This is a genomic window from Sphingomonas sp. 28-62-20 (assembly GCF_002281505.1).
In genome coordinates this window covers 1-17,213 of the sequence record NZ_NCGH01000016.1, presented here as the reverse complement: position 1 = coordinate 17,213, position 17,213 = coordinate 1, and the positions used below count along the sequence as shown (strand labels likewise).

The 17,213-nt window shown below is 61.3% G+C and carries 17 protein-coding genes; 5 read left to right on the top strand and 12 right to left on the bottom strand.

Annotated features, from left to right (window positions below):
* Positions 1-7: 7 nt before the first annotated feature.
* From B7Y43_RS13635 to murC, 8 genes are all read right to left on the bottom strand, one after another.
* The gene (locus B7Y43_RS13635) at positions 8-1,141 is read right to left on the bottom strand and encodes a M48 family metallopeptidase (RefSeq protein ID WP_374132212.1); all 1,134 of its coding nucleotides are present in this window, start codon (positions 1,139-1,141) and stop codon (positions 8-10) included.
* The gene (locus B7Y43_RS13630; protein ID WP_374132211.1) at positions 1,116-2,201 is read right to left on the bottom strand and encodes a YjgN family protein; all 1,086 of its coding nucleotides are present in this window, start codon (positions 2,199-2,201) and stop codon (positions 1,116-1,118) included. The genes B7Y43_RS13635 and B7Y43_RS13630 overlap by 26 nt, the downstream gene beginning before the upstream one ends.
* 85 nt (positions 2,202-2,286) lie before the next feature.
* The gene (locus B7Y43_RS13625) at positions 2,287-3,201 is read right to left on the bottom strand and encodes an alpha/beta fold hydrolase (protein WP_374132210.1); all 915 of its coding nucleotides are present in this window, start codon (positions 3,199-3,201) and stop codon (positions 2,287-2,289) included.
* A 3-nt stretch (positions 3,202-3,204) separates the two neighbouring features.
* Positions 3,205-3,408 carry a helix-turn-helix transcriptional regulator gene (locus tag B7Y43_RS13620; protein WP_374132209.1) on the bottom strand — a complete coding sequence of 68 codons (204 nt, stop codon included), beginning with the start codon at positions 3,406-3,408 and terminating at the stop codon, positions 3,205-3,207.
* Positions 3,405-3,824 (bottom strand): hypothetical protein, encoded by a 420-nt coding sequence (locus B7Y43_RS13615; RefSeq protein ID WP_374132208.1) that lies wholly within the window; start codon positions 3,822-3,824, stop codon positions 3,405-3,407. The genes B7Y43_RS13620 and B7Y43_RS13615 overlap by 4 nt, the downstream gene beginning before the upstream one ends.
* Positions 3,821-4,228: a hypothetical protein gene (locus B7Y43_RS13610; RefSeq protein WP_374132207.1), complete on the bottom strand. Its 408-nt coding sequence runs from the start codon at positions 4,226-4,228 to the stop codon at positions 3,821-3,823. The genes B7Y43_RS13615 and B7Y43_RS13610 overlap by 4 nt, the downstream gene beginning before the upstream one ends.
* A gap of 184 nt (positions 4,229-4,412) precedes the next feature.
* Complete coding sequence (locus tag B7Y43_RS13605; protein ID WP_374132206.1) at positions 4,413-4,667, bottom strand: DUF6356 family protein; 255 nt, start codon at positions 4,665-4,667, stop codon at positions 4,413-4,415.
* Positions 4,668-4,708: 41 nt separating this feature from the next.
* Positions 4,709-6,109 carry a UDP-N-acetylmuramate--L-alanine ligase gene (gene murC / locus B7Y43_RS13600; RefSeq protein ID WP_374132205.1) on the bottom strand — a complete coding sequence of 467 codons (1,401 nt, stop codon included), beginning with the start codon at positions 6,107-6,109 and terminating at the stop codon, positions 4,709-4,711.
* Between the two features lie 56 nt (positions 6,110-6,165).
* On the opposite strand from murC, the gene B7Y43_RS13595 reads away from it, so the two are divergent.
* Together B7Y43_RS13595 and B7Y43_RS13590 are read left to right on the top strand one after the other, a co-directional pair.
* The gene (locus B7Y43_RS13595) at positions 6,166-6,984 is read left to right on the top strand and encodes an LD-carboxypeptidase (protein ID WP_374132204.1); all 819 of its coding nucleotides are present in this window, start codon (positions 6,166-6,168) and stop codon (positions 6,982-6,984) included.
* A gap of 20 nt (positions 6,985-7,004) precedes the next feature.
* The gene (locus tag B7Y43_RS13590; protein WP_374132203.1) at positions 7,005-8,399 is read left to right on the top strand and encodes a M28 family metallopeptidase; all 1,395 of its coding nucleotides are present in this window, start codon (positions 7,005-7,007) and stop codon (positions 8,397-8,399) included.
* A gap of 8 nt (positions 8,400-8,407) precedes the next feature.
* On the opposite strand, the gene B7Y43_RS13585 is transcribed toward B7Y43_RS13590, so the two are convergent.
* From B7Y43_RS13585 to B7Y43_RS13575, 3 genes are all read right to left on the bottom strand, one after another.
* Positions 8,408-9,577 (bottom strand): glycosyltransferase family 1 protein, encoded by a 1,170-nt coding sequence (locus tag B7Y43_RS13585; protein WP_374132202.1) that lies wholly within the window; start codon positions 9,575-9,577, stop codon positions 8,408-8,410.
* Between the two features lie 538 nt (positions 9,578-10,115).
* A complete protein-coding gene (locus tag B7Y43_RS13580; protein ID WP_374132201.1) occupies positions 10,116-11,438 on the bottom strand; it encodes a tetratricopeptide repeat protein in 1,323 nt (440 codons plus the stop codon).
* A 14-nt stretch (positions 11,439-11,452) separates the two neighbouring features.
* Complete coding sequence (locus tag B7Y43_RS13575) at positions 11,453-13,057, bottom strand: transferrin-binding protein-like solute binding protein (protein WP_374132200.1); 1,605 nt, start codon at positions 13,055-13,057, stop codon at positions 11,453-11,455.
* Between the two features lie 8 nt (positions 13,058-13,065).
* Between B7Y43_RS13575 and B7Y43_RS13570 the strand changes: the two genes are divergently transcribed.
* Entirely contained in the window at positions 13,066-13,332 is a 267-nt protein-coding gene (locus B7Y43_RS13570) for a hypothetical protein (RefSeq protein WP_374132199.1), read from the top strand.
* 347 nt (positions 13,333-13,679) lie between these two features.
* On the opposite strand, the gene B7Y43_RS13565 is transcribed toward B7Y43_RS13570, so the two are convergent.
* Positions 13,680-14,528 carry a dienelactone hydrolase family protein gene (locus B7Y43_RS13565; protein ID WP_374132198.1) on the bottom strand — a complete coding sequence of 283 codons (849 nt, stop codon included), beginning with the start codon at positions 14,526-14,528 and terminating at the stop codon, positions 13,680-13,682.
* 271 nt (positions 14,529-14,799) lie between these two features.
* Here B7Y43_RS13565 and thrS point away from each other — a divergent pair, with 271 nt between their 5' ends.
* Complete coding sequence (gene thrS / locus B7Y43_RS13560) at positions 14,800-16,800, top strand: threonine--tRNA ligase (RefSeq protein ID WP_374132197.1); 2,001 nt, start codon at positions 14,800-14,802, stop codon at positions 16,798-16,800.
* Between the two features lie 86 nt (positions 16,801-16,886).
* Positions 16,887-17,213, top strand: a 327-nt coding sequence (gene infC, locus B7Y43_RS13555; protein WP_374132196.1) for a translation initiation factor IF-3, incomplete at its 3' end; no start/stop codon positions are given.

The following is a 17,213-nucleotide window of genomic DNA, read 5'->3' as shown; positions in this document are numbered from 1 at the left end:
GGGCGTGTCAGAAGCCGAACATCGACCGGGGATCTGCCTTGCTTCCTGTGCAGATTGATCGCAGCGCCGCCCATTGACCCGGATCAAGCGCCGGACGGTAATCCTTTTGTTGCTTGGCTGCCTGCGCGAAGCGCTCCGCGCGTTGCGACGAGACCGGGTGCGACGACACATAAGCGAGCAGCGTGGCGGCGCTGCCTTTGGGGCCCGGCTTTTCGCCTTCCAACCGACGGAAAAAGCCCGCAGTCGGGGCAGGGGAAATCCGGTGCTGGTTGAGCGTTTCAATTGCAAATTCATCCGCGCGCGATTCGGCGCTGCGCGAATAGGCGGTCGACAGCAGCATGTTGGTATAGCCGCCGATATTGCCATCGAGCCCGCCGAGCACGACGCTCAGCCCCAATTGCCGCAACAGCGATTCGAGCACGTCGCGGTGCGCAACATGGCCAAGTTCATGGCCAAGAACGCCAGCAATCTCGTCGGGCGATTTGGCATCCTGCACCAGGCCATTGAACAGGATGATGCGCCCGCCAGGCAGCGTGACGGCATTGTTGATGGGGATGTTGACGACGATGATGTCGCTGGCATCAATGCCCCGCCGGTCGCGCACGCCTTGCTGACCGCGCACGCCAAGCCGATCAGTGAGCATGGCGAGCGCGGCACGGCCAGGCTCGTTCGTGCAGGCCCTGTTGCCGAAATCGCCGACCATCGCGTCGCCCAATTGGCGCTCCACCGCGGGTGGCACCAGCTTGGCGACCAGCGATGGCGTCTGCGCCACCACGAACAGCGCGCTCGCCGCTAGCACGCCGCAGCCGGCGGCGGCTGGCCACAGGCCGAAGCGATCAATCAGCCCGCCATAGGTACGCGGCTTGGGCAGCCGATCCAGCAAGCCGGCCGGCGGCGGGCTGAAAAAGCCGATTTTCCAGCCTGGCAGCTTTTTCAGCCCATAGCTTGGCTGGCCACCGATCGGATCGCGCGGGACCAGATCGGCATAGGCGACCGAATCGCTCGTCCAATCGCCCTCCACCAGGCGGAACATCGCGCCGTCGTCGATCAACTGCGGCTCGCGGCGGACCGCTATCTGCCCGTCATAATGCCAGACGCGGATCGGTTCGATCATCTCAGAACGCACCAACATCAAAGGCATCAAGCAGTCCTTCGCCCTGGCCGGGTTCGCGGGTGGCGGACTGGGTGAGCGTATCGATCCGGACCTCGCCATAGGCCCGCATATGGCGGATAAAAAAGGTCCAGTTGCGATAGCCGACGAAAATCTGGCCAATGCCCAGCGTAAACACCACCAGCAACAGGCTGCCGAACACCAGTTTGAACCAGTCCCAGCTTGTGGCGGTGAATTCAAAGGAGAGGTCGCCCAGCGTCAGCTGGCTGATCACTTCGCGGAAATAGGCCGAATAAAACACCAAAGCGATCAGCCCGAACACCACGAAAAACAGCAGATATGTCCCCACCGCGATGAAGATGACGTTCTGCTGTAGTTGCTGCGGCGTCGGCGCCATTTGGCCTATCCCGCCGGCAAATCCCAAAAAGGCCAGCACGCCGAACAGCACGAGCATGATGATGGGGGTGAGGTAAAACAGCAGATAGCGTGCGAACACCGGCGCGACCCGTGCATTGGATTCAAACGGCATCGGACCAAAGCTCATCGCGTTCCAGCGCTGGTTCCACAAGCTGACCATTGACCAGGGGACCAGCAGGCCAAAGGCGAATGCCCCGACGATGGTGCGCCACAAATAGCTGAAGCCAAAGCCAAAGCCCTGGCTGTCGCTGCCGCCGCGAATGCCGCGCCAATAGCTGCGGCTCAGCCGGTAGCGCAGCGCCCGGAAAATAGCGATGCCGACCATATAGAGCAGCGCGAAATAGAGGGCGATGCCTATCCCGGCGGCGGCGGCGCCATAGCCGCGGATCGCCAGCGATTGCAGCCCGAATTGCAGCGCCGCGACCGGTACGCCGAACAGGATGATCGCCAACACATAGCCGATCAACAGTTCAAGCCCGGTGCCCGTCCATTCCAGCCGATCATCGATAAAGCGCGTATTGCTCCATAAATAGCGGCGTTCACGCGTCCGGGCCCAGAAAGTATAAATGCCAAGCGTGACAATGCAGAGCAGCAAATTGGTGAAGGCGATCGGCGCAAATTGTTTCCAATCGCTGGTAAACTCAAACGCTTCTTGTTGCTGGTCGGTCGTCATTCGTTGCCCCCCGGTCGTCGCCTAGGTGGAGCCGAGCGCGACGCCGGGGTCAAATGATTCGATGCGGGCTAGGCGATCAACCGCCTCATTGCGGACCAACAAAGGACTTCAGTGCCTGCAAGAATGCCGCTGGTTGATCGAGCATGATGAAATGCCAGCTATCGGCGATCGGCACCAAAGTCGCTGGCGACCCGGCATAGCCGCCTTCCCAGATGGTCTTGGCCTTAGGGCCGGCACCGGTCGCATAAAGCACGGTAAAGGGCTTGGCGGTAACTTTGCCGAGTTCCGGGCGCAGATCGGTGGTCATCACTTCATAGACGGCCTGACCCGACACGCGTGGATCGGCCTTGGCCCCCCAATTGGCGACCTTGATCCGACCTTCTGCGGTGATCGACCAGATGCCCCCTGGATCGCTCGTCACGGGTGCAGTCGCTTGCGGTGTCGATATCGTGCGGGCGCGCGCTTGTTCGGCAAAGGGGCGGGCGCTCTCGACGGTCGCCGTCGGGCCAAACAACAGGCTGAAAAAGGGCAGTGAGTCGACCACCAGCACCCGCCCGGTCGATTGCGGATAGCGCGCGCCCATCATCATCGCGAGCAGACCGCCCATCGAATGCCCAGCAATCGCTGCATCCTTGATCTTGTTGGCGACGATATAGGTGTTGAGATCGGCGGTGATCCCGTCAAGCAGACCGGACTTGGTGTTTTCACGCGCATCATCGCCGCCAAAACCATTGACCTGGACCAGATAGAGGCGGTGGGTTTTCGCAAGATCGGCAACGACGCCGTCCCACACTGCGCGCGGGCTGGCGAGGCCGGGGATCAGGAACAGCGCCGGTCCCTTGCCGACCGTCGCGATTGAAATATGCGGCAACTGGGTGACAACAGGATCAAGCTTGGGTGCCGCCGTGACCGGGGCGGCCTGGCAATGGGCTGCTTGCGGGTGAAGAATCGCGATCGGGGCCAGCACAGCAACCGACAGACGGAGCAGAAGGTGGTTCATGATTCAGGACTCCTTTGAGGGGCTGATGAAAATGTCTTCAATCGAAAGCTCGAACAGTTCGGCGATGCGAAAGGCGAGCGGCAGGGATGGGTCGTAACGCCCGGTCTCAATGGCGTTCACACTTTGGCGCGACACCTCCAGCCGGTCGGCCAGATCGCCCTGGCTCCATGCGCGTTCGGCGCGGAGCACGCGGAGGCGATTCTTCATGCGTCACTCGCCTGTCGTTCAAGCACGACATTGACGATCGACCCGATGAGCAGACCCCCGAACCACAGGATTGGCACCGTGAATAACGGCAGATGCGGGGCATCGGCATAGACTTCCAGAAAGCCCCAGGCGCTCGCCGCTGACATCGCAAAGCCAGTGGCGACCAGCGCCTGGCGAATCTGCAGCATGCGGATATATTCGTCGCGCAGCTCAATCAGCAGCCGCCCGATGATCCAGAATACCGCCATCAGTGGCAGCGCGGGCAGGATTGCGATCGCCCAGAGCAACGGGCCAGTGGCACCGGTGGACTCGATCGCGAAGGGCGACGCCCAGACGAGGATGACGTACAGCGCCATGGTCGGGAAAAATCGGCGGAGATAGGCCCGGAAGGCCGGGTCGGTGCGGACGGCCTTCATGCGGCAGCGCCTGCGGGCGCGATCTGGTTGAAGCACGCCCCCACGCCCAGCCCGCCGAACCACAGCACGGCGATGTAATAGCTATCGACATGGCCAGCGACGTTGAAGCTCTCCAAAAAGCCCCAGGCCGTCGCGATGCTGAGCGCAAAGGCGCTGGCGATCAGCGTTTTGCGCACGGCGAGCATGCGGACATATTCGTCCTGCTCCTCGTTTAGGTAGCGGCCGATCGCGGCGAACATGCCGATGATCGGCAGGGCGGGCAAAACGGCAACCGCATAGGCCAACGGGCCGTTCGGCGCAGCGCCTTTGAAAACCAGATTGGCCCCGATCAACGCCGCCGCATAGGCCAGACTGAGCCCGATGATCGCTCGATCATGGCGACGCAGCGCCAGAGATTTAGCCATGACAAGCTTCCTTTCGAATTAGTGAAGGACACTTTACATCGCGAGTCGCGGATTGTCAATGACGCTTGTCATTGTGGAGCGGACGCTTTCCAAAATGCAGCGCCTACGGTCGCCATCAATGGGTGCCGAGCAACGCAAATGAGCTGTCGATCAGGGAAGCGGGGCGCGCCAAAGCGCGCGGTCGTCAGATGATATAGTCGACCGTCTTCATCTGCGTCGTCGCCGCGCGTTTTGCGTCGCGCTTGGCGACCATGCGGGCGTGAAGGGTGTTGATCGTGTCGCTGCCACGCGTCTTGCAGACAAAGGGTAGGAAGGCGTGGAGCACTGCGCCGAGCCCGCCGACGATCATCGTCACGCCAAAGCCGCCCGCCACGCGGAAATGCTCGGCATAGCTTTCACCAACCGATTCAGGGTGTTCGAGGAACAGGCGGCGGAACATGGGCGATCTCGTCTTGGTTGCCGGTGTGATACCTTATCACGCTATCCGCGCGATGCCAGCGCCGTCACCATATCCGCCGCAAGCTGGCTGAGCGTATCGTCGCGCGCGCCCATCACGATGATGCGGTCACCCGGCCGGGCCTGATCGACCAGCCAGGCCGCCGCTTGCTCGCGCAGCGGGATGTGGCGGGCGTGGCGGCCGGTGGCGGCGATGTCGGCAATGATGTCGGCGCTGGTGACCTCACGCGTCACCGTGCCGCCATGATAGACCGGGTCGGGCAGCACCAGCAGATCATCGGGGGCCATATGGGCGACCAGGCTAGCGACCAGTTCGTGGCGCATCACCTTTAATGGCCCATAGCCATGCGGCTGAAACAGGATCAGCAGGCGCCCGGCAAAGGCGTGGAGCGTCTCCAGCGTGGCGGCAATCTTGTCCGGGTTGTGCCCAAAATCGTCGATTACCGCGATGTCATTGACTTGCCCGACGAGATCGAAGCGGCGCTTTAGCCCGGCAAAACCGGCCAGCGCAGAGGCCGCGTCATGCAGCGAAACGCCAACCGCGCGCACCGCGCCGATCGCTGCCAGCGCATTGGCGACATTGTGTCGGCCGGGTACCTGCAAGGTGACTTCAACGATCAGATCAGCTTCGGTGACCATGAAATCGACGCCGAACGGCTTTTCCTCAATGAAGATCGCCTGAAGATCAGCCGCGCGCTCAATCGAGAAGCGGGTGGCGCGGTCGGCCGGCAGCGCGGCGGCGAGCGCGTCGGCATCGGGGTTGTCGATATTGACGATGGCGTGGCCGGCGCGACCGATGAAATCAGCGAACAGCGCGCGCAGTTCATCGAGCGATTTGTGATCGAGGCTGACATTGTTGAGCACCGCGACGGCCGGCTGGTAAAGCGCGATCGAGCCATCGCTTTCATCGACTTCGCTGACGAACAGATCGCCCGCGCCGACCAGGGAGCTGGCAAAGGGCGCATCGGCATGCGCGAAGTTTTTCATCACGGCGCCGTTCATCACCGTCGGGTTGCGGCCAAGTGCCTGCAGCATCCAGCCGATCATCCCCGTCACGGTCGATTTGCCGCTGGTGCCAGCGACACCGATGGCCTGGGGGGCTGCGTTGAACAAATCGCTGAGCAACTGGGCACGGCTCATCCGGGTCGCGCCAACGCGGTCGGCAGCGATCATGTCGGGGACGGTGGCTTCGATGGCGGCGGAGGCGATCACGATCTGGTCGGCGCTAGTGATGCCGCTGCCGTCCTGCGGGAAGAGCGCGATTCCCATCGCGCGGAGCTGATCAAACTTGGCTGGCAGCCGATCTTGGTCAAGGCTGCGATCCGACCCAGCGACGGTCGCGCCCTGCCCGGCGAGGATCATCGCGAGCGGCATCATGCCGCTGCCGCCAATGCCGACGAAGAAGAAGGATTTGCCTGTGCTCATGCGCCCGCGCTATCGCGACATTTCAGACGCGGGGCAAGCCGGGGCGGGACAGCAAGATGCGGATCGGGATTGTGGCACCGGCCAAGACGCTGGACCGGGCGGTTGCTGCCGAGGTGCAGGCGCTGGCGGCGCTCGCTTTTCCAAGCGTCGAGCTGGTGATCCACCCGCAATGCTATCTGGTCGATGGCCATTTTGGCGGGCCGGATTCAGCGCGCGCTGCCGCGTTTCTTGAGGTCGCCAATGATCCGACGATCGACGCGATATGGTTTGCGCGCGGCGGCTATGGATCGAACCGGATAGTGGAGGCAGTGATGCCCGCTTTGGGGCCGGCGGCGGCGCGCAAGACCTATCTGGGCTATTCCGACATGGGCTTCCTGCTTGGCGCGCTTTATGCCCGGCGGATCGGGCGGCCCGTTCATGGCCCGCTGGTAATGGACCTGGCCCGCAGCAATGGCAGCGCGGCCGTAGCGCGCGCGCTGGGATGGCTGGTGGCGAAGGACCGGGCGGGGCTGGAAGGCGGATTAGCCGGACGGCCAAGTGCGGCGTTCAACATCGCGATACTCGCGTCGCTCGCAGGCACCCAGTGGATGCCCGACCTGACCGATCATGTCCTGCTGATCGAGGATGTGTCCGAACCGCTTTACCGCATCGACCGCATGCTGTTCCAGATCGCCAACGCGACTCAGCTCAAAGGGGTTGCCGGAATCAGGCTTGGCCGGATCAGCGATATCCAGCCCAATGATCCGCCCTGGACCGAGCCGCTGGACACAATGATCACGCGCTGGTGCCGCGATCTCGGCGTGCCCTTTCTTGGCGCGGCGGATATCGGTCATGATGCCGACAACAAGGTTGTGCCGTTCGGCATGATCGCTTGAGCCCCGAAAGGTCCTTCTTGATGCCCTCTCCTCGCCCGCATGCCGCGCTTGCTTTGATGCTGGGGATGGGGGCGATGCTTGCCGCCCCACTGGCCGAGGCGCGCACGTCATCGGCGGCGACCGTCAAGCGCGAATGGGTGCTGGCGCATGAGCGCTTCCTGGCGGGTGACGCGCTGCAGGGCCGCGGCAGCGGCACGCGGGATGAGGCGATTGCTGCTGCCTATGTCGCCGCCCAGTTCCTGGCTTATGGGCTAAAGCCCGCGCCGGGGATGGATGGCTATCTCCAGTCGATCAATCTCGTCCGTCAGCGCGCGGTTGGCGCGGCTGTCCTCACTGCCAATGGCAAGCCGGTTGACGGCGCATCGGTGCTGATCGCGAGCGGCGGGGTGATCGGCACGCTGGCCGTCTTCACCGGCGATGATCCCAAGGAATTGCCCATGGGCGATGTCGTGGTGGTCACCTCAGCCAAGGCGTCGCCCTTTGCGCTGCTCCGCGCTGCGCAAGCCAAGAAGGTGAAGCTCGTTATCGTGCCGGAAAGTGCGGCGACGCGCAGCCGCGTCGCGCAAACGGGTGGCGAGCCGCAATTTCCGATCCGCCCGGAAGGTGCGGCAAGCGCTGGCGCATCGATGGCGACCGCCAGCGGCACTGCGCTCGCCACGCTCTCCGACGCATCGCTTAAGGCGCTGGCGGCGATGCCGGGCAGCGATATCGCGCTGCGCTTCCCAGAGATCGTGACGACGACCGCGCCGACCACCAACGCGATTGGCTATCTGCCGGGCACTGACCCCAAGGCGGGCGTCATCCTGTTCTCCGCGCATCTCGATCATCTTGGGCGACGCGCCGATGGCGTAGTGATGCCGGGCGCCAATGACGATGCCTCGGGCACCACCGCCGTGCTTGAGCTGGCCCGCGTGCTGGCATCGGGCAAGCCAATGAAGCGCGGTATCCTGTTCGTCGCTTATGGCAGCGAGGAAATTGGCGGCTTTGGTTCGACCTATTTCGCCGCACATCCGCCGGTGCCGCTCTCAAACATTATTGCCAATCTCGAAATCGAGATGATCGGTGCGCAGGACCCGAAATTGCCAAAAGGCGTGATGATGATGACCGGCTACGACCGATCTACTTTTGGCGAGGCGATGAAGGCGCATGGCGCGCTTGTGACGGCGGACCCGTATCCCGAGCAGAACTTCTTCCAGCGATCAGACAACTACTCACTCGCGCTGCAGGGCGTGGTGGCGCACACAATATCCGGCTGGGCGGTGGTGCCGACCTATCATACGCCGAACGACACGGTCGAAAAGCTCGACATTGATTTCATGACCGCCGCCATCCAGTCACTGGTCGGGCCAGCGCGCTGGTTGGCCAATAGCGCGTTTCGGCCAAGCTGGAAGCCAGGCGGCAAGCCGGGTAAATAGCGCGTCGCCTAGGCCGGGCGGCTGTTCTGCACTTGCTGATGGCCTTCAATCACGCGCAGATAGGTATCGGCCAAGGCGTGGTTGACGGCATCCCAGCTATAGGCAGCGGCGGATTTGATGCCAGCGGCACCAGCGGCAGCGCGATCAGCAGGATGCGCGACATAGCGCTCAACCGCGTCGGCAAAGCCCTTCACATCGCCAGCCGGGATTAGCCGTCCATTCACGCCATCGACAATCAGGCTTGATGTGCCGGTGGCATCGGCCCCAACCACGGCCAGACCGCAGGCATTGGCCTCCAGCGTCACAATGCCAAAGGTTTCAGTGACGCTTGGGTTAAGCAAGATGTCCATCGAGGCAAGCGCGCGGGGGAGCGCGTCGCCGCTTTGGAACCCTGCAAATATCGCGTCCGGCAGGCGATTGGCGAACACGGTGCGGGCAGGGCCGTCACCGACAACAAGCACACGAATCTTGACATCGCGCCGCTTCAGTTCGTCGATCGTATCGCAGAAAACGGCGATACCCTTTTCCAGCACCAGCCTGCCGAAGAAACCGACAACCACCTCGTCATCGGCAATGCCAACCGAGCGCCGCCATTCGAGCGAACGCGTTTCGGGCGTGAAAATATGGTGATCAACACCGCTGGGCCAGATGCCGATATCGTCATTCATCTGCTGGTCGCGCAACAAATCGGCCATCGACTGCGACGGCACGACAATGGCATCGCAGCGCCGATAGAAGCGCCGCAGCAAGGCAGTCAGCGACGGCTCCAGCAGCCCCAGACGATAATAGCGAAGATAGGTATCAAACCGCGTGTGCACTGATGCCATCAACGGCAGGTCATGCTGGCGGGCATAGGATACGCCCCAATGCCCCAGCGTTTCCGGTGCAGAGATATGCATGATGTTGGGCGCGAAATCGCGCAGGTCGTTTTTGATCCGGCGACCCATCCCAAAGGCGATCCGGTAATCAGACCGGAGCGGAATGGGAATCGCCGGCACGCCGATCAAATCCCCTGTCGCGGGAAAGGCCGGCTTGTCGACCACCGGCGAATAGATCCGCACGGCCGCCCCTTGCGAGAGCAGATAGCCGACAAGGCGATTCAGCGCCATATTGGCACCGTCGCGCGTGTAATTATAGTTTCCGCTTAACAGTGCAACGCGGAGATCTGAAATTTTCATAGCGTAAACAGCAACATCATTAGCTATTGACCATTGATTAACACAGGAACAACCCAATCGCTTGGGCGAAATTTATCTGCGGGCGCGCAGGGGCGATTATGCAAATCGGGAATCGTAATTTGCTCAGTGCCTATGCTGAATTGCGCTGCTGATCGGTATCGTAGCCCCCGGTTGACGATCAGCCAAGGTCCGTCAATGCAAAAGCCGTGTGGCAGATCAATTGGCACGGGCGCGCCATCAACGAATAAGCGAAAATTTGGCGGATTTTGGGGGTTGGCGCGTGCCCAGCCGACGATGGCTTAACAGCGAATAGAAAAGGCGTTGGTGCCGGAGCGGGCAGGCTTGAAGAATGACAAAGAATTGTCCGATCGACCGACGTCCGTCTGCGGACCTGCCACCTCATGCGCCTCGAATTGCGCCAGAAGTCGCGCCCAGCCGCACGGAGCCTGGTCGCTTAGATGCTATTCGTCACCAAAGCAGCTAGGCAGGCCGAGGAAATAGATGGCTGAAAGGCAATGGATGCGGTGCGTTGCAGCCTTCAGAACGCGCGGTTGATGCCCAGTTCGATTGTCTTGCGGCCATAATCGAACAAGGGGACCGTTGAGAAATTTCGCTCATAGCTCAATCGGACAATCGGGGCAAAACCGCGGATCGTGGCCTGGCGGAAGGTCGCGCCCAGGGTCGATCGGATCAGCCATTCGCGGCGGTTTTCGGGGAACAGAAAGAAGGGCTCATCGCCAATCAGCCGACGTGCGGTGATTGACGTGAACGCGGTCGTCCGGCCGATGTCGCGGAAATACACACCGGTCACGCCCGCCGCGACGTTCGAATATCCCCTATCGGCCGCTGTCTGGCGGGACGCATCGATCCGCATGCTACCGCCCGATCGCGGCGTGAAGGCCCGTTCATAGCCAATATTGCCCGTGATCAGCAGACCATCCTGCAGGCGATTGATCGGATAAACGGCGTGGCCAATCGATGCGCCCAGCGTGAGCTGATTGCGTTTGCCCAGGGGCTTTAGCCAATCGAGCGTCGCATCGGTCATCCGCAAAAAGGGATTGCCGCCGAACCAGCGCAGGCTTTGGCCGACCGACAGCGTTGCTCGCCCCGAACCTAGGCCCGATCGCTCGACGCCGATCTGGGCACGGGCGGAAACGTCGTTGAATTGCGATGCCCCATATATGTCCCCGCTGGCAGAAATCTGGGGCAATATGGCGGTGCGTGCCCCCAGCGCAAAGCGGGCAAATGCTTGACCCGAAACCTTTAGGCCAAGGCCGGACCGTGCCCGCGCATCGTCGCTCAGGTCGATCGGCGCGATCACGGTATCGATCGTGCGGGCATCGGTGGCCCGGTTGATATTGGTATCGGGGGCGAGGGCGAGCTCGATACTGGCACCATAGCGCTTGAAGGATCTCAGCGCGGTAGCAAACTGATCCACTGCCCGCGCCACATCGGGCGGTAGCCCAGCCGATTGGGCCTGGCGGAGCTGGCGTGCAGCCGCGCCCATATCTCCCAGTTTCGCCAGAATCTGTGCAAGCTCGACGCGTACTCGGGGGGCATCCGGTTTTTCATCGAGCAGTGCACGAAACAACACCGCTGCTTCACGCGGGCGATTCAATTCGGCGAGCATGAGACCCAGTCGAAACCGGGCTTCGGTGCGAATCTCGAGATCAGGATCGCGAGTCAGCGCCTGATAAATTGCTTCTGAATCGTCAATTCGCCCAGCCACACGGAGTTTATCGGCCAGATCGAACATCTTTACCGCCGATACGCCGGATACCTCTTGCGCAAGCGCCGCTCCGGGGTGGAGCGCAAGCGGTAGCACGGCCAATGCGGCCAGCCATATCGGCAATTTCTTCAACGGATGCGAACAATCTATTGGCGTTTTGCGACAACCGCACCAGCGATGGTCAAGGTTGTTCCAGCGCCGGGGGTCGTGAGATTGAACGCGCCGCCGACTTCCTGACTGTTGGGGCCGTAGAACCTGCCGTTGATCCGTCCGGTTGCGCCAGCAATACCGATGATGTCGCCAAAAAACGCGTTTGACATGGCATTGGCCCCGGGCGCCTGGCCATTGCTAAAGGTGTACGTTCCAAGATTTGTCGAGGACAGATCGCGCTGGTTGATGGCGACGGGCAAGAGCGATCCGGTGAAGGTGCCGCCTGCGAAATTGAAGTTGAAATTGGCCGTGCCCGTCAAACTGAACCGGTCGGCAAAGCTGCCGGCACCCACCCCGCTGCCATAAAGAACACCTTGATATATCCCGGTGCCGGTTCTCGGAAGAAGCGAAACGCCGGTTTCCAGACCGAAAACGAAAAACTGGTCGATCCTCGGTGCGCCGGTAAATTGCAGTTCCCGCGAGCCGAACCCTGAATAGCTCAGCGCGAGTTCGTCATTCCCGGACCCGGCCCGATAGATTCTGACGAGGGTGCTTGCATTCGGCCGATACACGTTGAAGCGGGCATTGGATTCGGCCGCCACAATATTGCTACTATCGAGCGTATCGCCAAAGATATAGCTCACGGGCGGTGTGTTGAGTAGCAATTCCGATTGAAATGACGATTCGAGCGTCGCGCCGTTAAACCCTAATCCGGGGCTGTTCGCTGAATAACGTATGCCCGTTGAGAGCGCCTGGACGCTGACGGGCGTGAGCAAGGATTCGAGCGTTTCGAGCGGCGGGGCAGTTGTGCCGGTGCGCCCAAGCAGAACACCGACGATGCTCTGGTTGCTTGCATTCTGGCCGGTGAAGGATCCGCCGATTTCCTGTAGCCCAGGACCATAAAAACCCAGGCTGATGCCGGCTGTATAACTTGCGGTTGAATTGACGATTATCGAACCATCGAAGATTACGGTGCCATTTGAGATTAAGCCGTTCAGCGAAAACGGCTGGTTCAATAGGCTGAATGCATTTCCTGTGACAGACGGGAGTCTGGTCGTTACGATACCTGAACCACTATAAGTCCGTGCCGCAAAATCGGCGGTCAATAATCCGGTGCCATCGAAACGCACGGGCGCACTGTTCATTGCCTGCATGCCGGTGATCGTAATCGGAAAAGTGCCGGTGCCGGTCAGCGGAATCGCCGTGTTCGGTGCGGGAATGCCATAGGTAAACGCATTGAAACGACCGTCATCAACCCCGCTCGCGCTCACTACGCGACTTTGAATGCCGCCGCCCACAAATTGGTAGTTGAACAGGCCTGATGTGCCGGGATTGGTTAGAATAAGGGTGTCCGTGGTCGTGCCAGCAATGCGCTGAAAGGTCGTGAGGTTGGCGTTGCTCAGCCCGGCGACGCGGTCAGATGGCGTAAATGTCTGTGATGCTTGGGGTGCGACGATCGCATAGCTCTGGGTTGCAGCATCGTAAGTGACAGAAATTGCCGCGCGTTGCCGGGGCTGGGCGCTGGTGCCGTTGCCTGGATAGGTAGCCGCTGCTGTCGCGCCGATCGCTGTAAATGTCTGGGTATTGCTAAGCCCGATCAACGACGCGTTTGGCGTCGGCGTCGGCGTCGGCGTTGGAGTGGGTGTTGGCGTTGGAGTGGGTGTTGGAGTTGGAGTTGGAGTTGGAGTTGGAGTTGGAGTTGGAGTTGGAGTTGGAGTTGGAGTTGGAGTTGGAGTTGGCGTTGGAGTGGGTGTTGGCGTTGGAGTTGGCGTTGGAGTGGGTGTTGGCGTTGGAGTGGGTGTTGGCGTTGGAGTTGGAGTTGGAGTGGGTGTTGGCGTTGGAGTGGGCGTCGGCGTCGGCGTCGGCGTCGGAGTAGGTGTTGGCATAGGTGCCGGCGCCGGCAGCGGTGCTGGTGCAGATGTTGAGCCGCTGCCGCCTGAACAGGCGGTCACGAGCACCATGACCGAAACCGATGCTAAAAATCCCCCTTTACGCACAAACTGCCCCCTATCGGTTGAGCACCGTGCGATCGTTAAAAATTAAGGATGCACCAATGCTTTTCGATTCACACAATTGATTGGCGCAAAGGGAAAACTCAAGCGCAAAGATGCTGAAAAGGACCAATAAATCGGTCTAGGTTGATCGGGTACACAGTATTCAGGACGATCGCGCACCGATATGAACTTCCTTCGTCCTATTGATGCAAATGTTTAGGGTAAAAAATCACCCCACCCCATGTGCCCTAAAATGCGCCAGCAGTCGCGCCCAGCCGTCCTTCGCATCCGCCTCATTATAACTTGGCCGGTAATCGGCGTGAAAGCCGTGTTGCGCGTCGGCGTATACCTGGATGCTGCTGTCATTTTTGCCAGCTGCTTTGAGCGCATCGAGCATGGCGGTGACATCGGTTTGCGGGATGCCGTTGTCGAGCGCACCATAGAGACCAAGAACTGGTGCTTTGAGTTCGGCGGCACGGGGAATTAGCGGCTTTAATTGGCCATACCACGCCACCCCTGCCTTAATATCGGGGTTGACCATCGCCGATCGCCAAACGACCGCGCCGCCCCAGCAAAAACCAGTGATGCCGATTTTGCCTGCCCGCGCGAATTTGGCCGCCTTGATCCATGCCGTCGTTGCCTTGACATCGCCATCGACCTGATCGGGCGTTGCCTGGGCGACGATTGGCCGGATTTGCGCGAAATCCTTCAGCGCCGGCAGGCTAACCCCGGCGCGGTAGAAAAAGTCGGGTGCGACGGCAACATAGCCAAGCGTCGCCAGCCGCTTGCAGACATCCTTGATGTAATCGTGGATCCCGAAAATCTCGTTGCAGACGATGATCGTTGCATGTTTGCCTGAACCCTTGGGCCGCGCGACATAAGCGGGGAGCGGCGTGGCCGCCCCGTTGGGGATCAACACTTCTTCGATCACCAGCCCATCGGCGGGCGTCGTCACGGGTTTCGCATTCACCGCCACGGCGGCCACCGCATAGCCTGCGAAAAACATACTAACGGCCGTGCGCCGGGTCAGGTGGAAATCCTGCGGCTCCGATCCTTCAGGACGCGTGAGGTCTAACATGCGGCGACTCCCGTTGAGGTTGTAAGGCACAGGTTAGGCTTGATGCAGCAGGCAACACAATGATTAGCGGGGTGCTGTCACGCCGTTTCAGGTGACTTGTTTTGTTACCACCACCCGGGGCTTCCCGGGGGGCTTGGGGTTGCGCGTCACCGGTTGACGTCCACGCTTCAGGCTCCACCCGGGAACGGGGGAGGCTGGCGTCGCTTTCTCGTTCTCCCCTTTCCCCTGACGCCCCTTTGTGCATAAGCGCGCCCATGCGACAGGAACGATTATGACAGACCTTTATGCGATTACGCTGCCCGACGGTTCGGTTCGGGAAGTAGCCCCCGGCACCACGCCGGCAGATATCGCCGCCGCGATCGGCCCCGGCCTTGCCAAAGCGGCGATTGCCGCGCGCGTCGACGGTGAGTTGCGCGATATCGGGCGGCCGTTTGAGGGTGACGCTCAGCTGGCGCTCGTTACCAGTCGCGACGAGGCCGATGCGCTCGAAATGGCGCGGCATGATTTTGCGCATGTGCTGGCCGAAGCGGTGCAGCAATTGTTTCCGGGCACGCAGATTACGTTCGGACCGTCGACGGACGACGGCTTTTATTATGACTTCGCGCCGACGGCCGAGCGGGGCCCGTTCACCGATGAAGATCTGCCCGCGATTGAGGAGGCGATGCGCGCCATCATCCGCGCCGACAAGCCGCTGCGCCGCGAAGTGTGGGACCGCGCGACGCTGATCAGCCGCTGGAAGCAGCAGGGCGAGACCTTCAAGGCCGAATGGGCGGCGGAACTGCCGGGCGACGAGCCGCTGACGGTCTATTGGTCGGGCGAGGACTGGCTCGACATGTGCCGGGGGCCGCATCTTGCTTCCACGGGCAAGCTCGATCCCGACGCCTTCAAGCTGACGCGCGTCTCCGGCGCCTATTGGCGCGGTGACCAGAACAACCCGCAGCTGAGCCGTATCTATGGCACCGGCTGGCTCAACAAGAAGCAGCTCGCCGAGCACATGACGCGGCTGGAGGAAGCCGCCAAGCGCGACCACCGCCGGATCGGGCAGGAAATGGACCTGTTCCACTTGCAGAGCGAAGCGCAAGGGTCGGTTTTCTGGCACCCCAAGGGCTTCATCCTGTGGCGCCAGCTCGAGGCCTATATGCGCCGCCGGCTCGACGCAGCGGGCTATGCCGAGATCAAGACGCCGCAGCTGATGGACGTGCGCCAGTGGGAGCGATCCGGCCATTGGGGCAAGTATAGCGAAAACATGTTCGCGGTGCCCGACGAGGTCCCCAATGCCGAGGGCGAAGGCCCGGTACTGCATGGCAAGGGCGACATGATGGCGCTCAAGCCGATGAATTGCCCGGCGCATATTCTGGTCTTCAAGCAGGGCATCAAATCCTATCGCGACCTGCCGATCCGCATGGCCGAGTTTGGCTGCTGCCACCGCAACGAGGCCCATGGCGCGCTCCACGGCATCATGCGCGTGCGTCAGTTCACGCAGGACGACGCGCATATCTTCGTGCGCGAGGATCAATTGATCGATGAGGTGAAGGCGTTCTGCGATCTGCTCGATTCGGTCTATCGCGATCTCGGTTTCGACAAATACGCGATCAAGCTCGCGCTGCGCCCCGAAAAGCGCTTCGGTAGTGAGGAAATGTGGGACTGGTCCGAGCAATCACTGCGCGATGCGGTGAAGGCCACCGGGCGCGATACGGCTGACTATGGCTGGGAAGAACTGCCGGGCGAAGGCGCTTTCTATGCGCCCAAGCTGGAATTCCACCTGACCGATGCGATCGGGCGGACATGGCAGGTCGGCACGATGCAGACCGATACGGTGCTGCCCGAGCGGCTCGATGCGAGCTATGTCGGCGCGGATGGCGAGCGCCACCGGCCGATCATGCTCCACCGCGCGATCCTTGGTACGTTCGAACGCTTCATCGGCATCTTGATCGAGCATTATGCCGGGCGTTTCCCGCTCTGGCTGTCACCCGTGCAGGCGGTCGTCGCCACGATCGTGTCCGACGCCGACGATTACGCGCACCAGGTGGCGGACAAGCTCGCCAAGGCCGGCATCCGCGTCGAAACCGATCTGCGCAACGAGAAGATCAACTACAAGGTGCGCGAACATTCGCTGGCAAAAGTCCCCAATCTGCTCGTCGTCGGCAAGCGTGAGGCGGAGGAAGGCACCGTCGCGCTACGTCAACTCGGCAGCGACCGGCAGCAGATGATGACGCTCGATGATCTGGTGGCAATGCTGGTCAAGGATGCCACGCCGCCCGATCTTCGCTGATCGGGCCGCATCACCCTTTCGCATTCGCGCAAAAAACCCTATATAGACCCCTTACAACCACAGGAGCTTTACCCATACGTCCTCCCATGACCCGGCGCCCACTCGCGCCACCGCCGATCAACGGTCCGCGCTTTAATGAATTCATCGTCTCGCCCAAAGTGCGCGTGATCGATCAGGATGGCGAAAATCTGGGGGTGATGTACACCCGCGAAGCGATGGAACAGGCGCAAGCCGTTGGCCTCGACCTGGTCGAAGTGTCGCCCAACGCTGATCCGCCCGTCGCCAAGTTTCTTGATGTCGGCAAGTTCAAATATGAGGCCCAGAAAAAGGCCAACCTCGCCCGCAAGAGCCAGAAGACGCAGGAGATCAAGGAGATCAAGATGCGTCCGAACATCGACGATCATGATTATGAT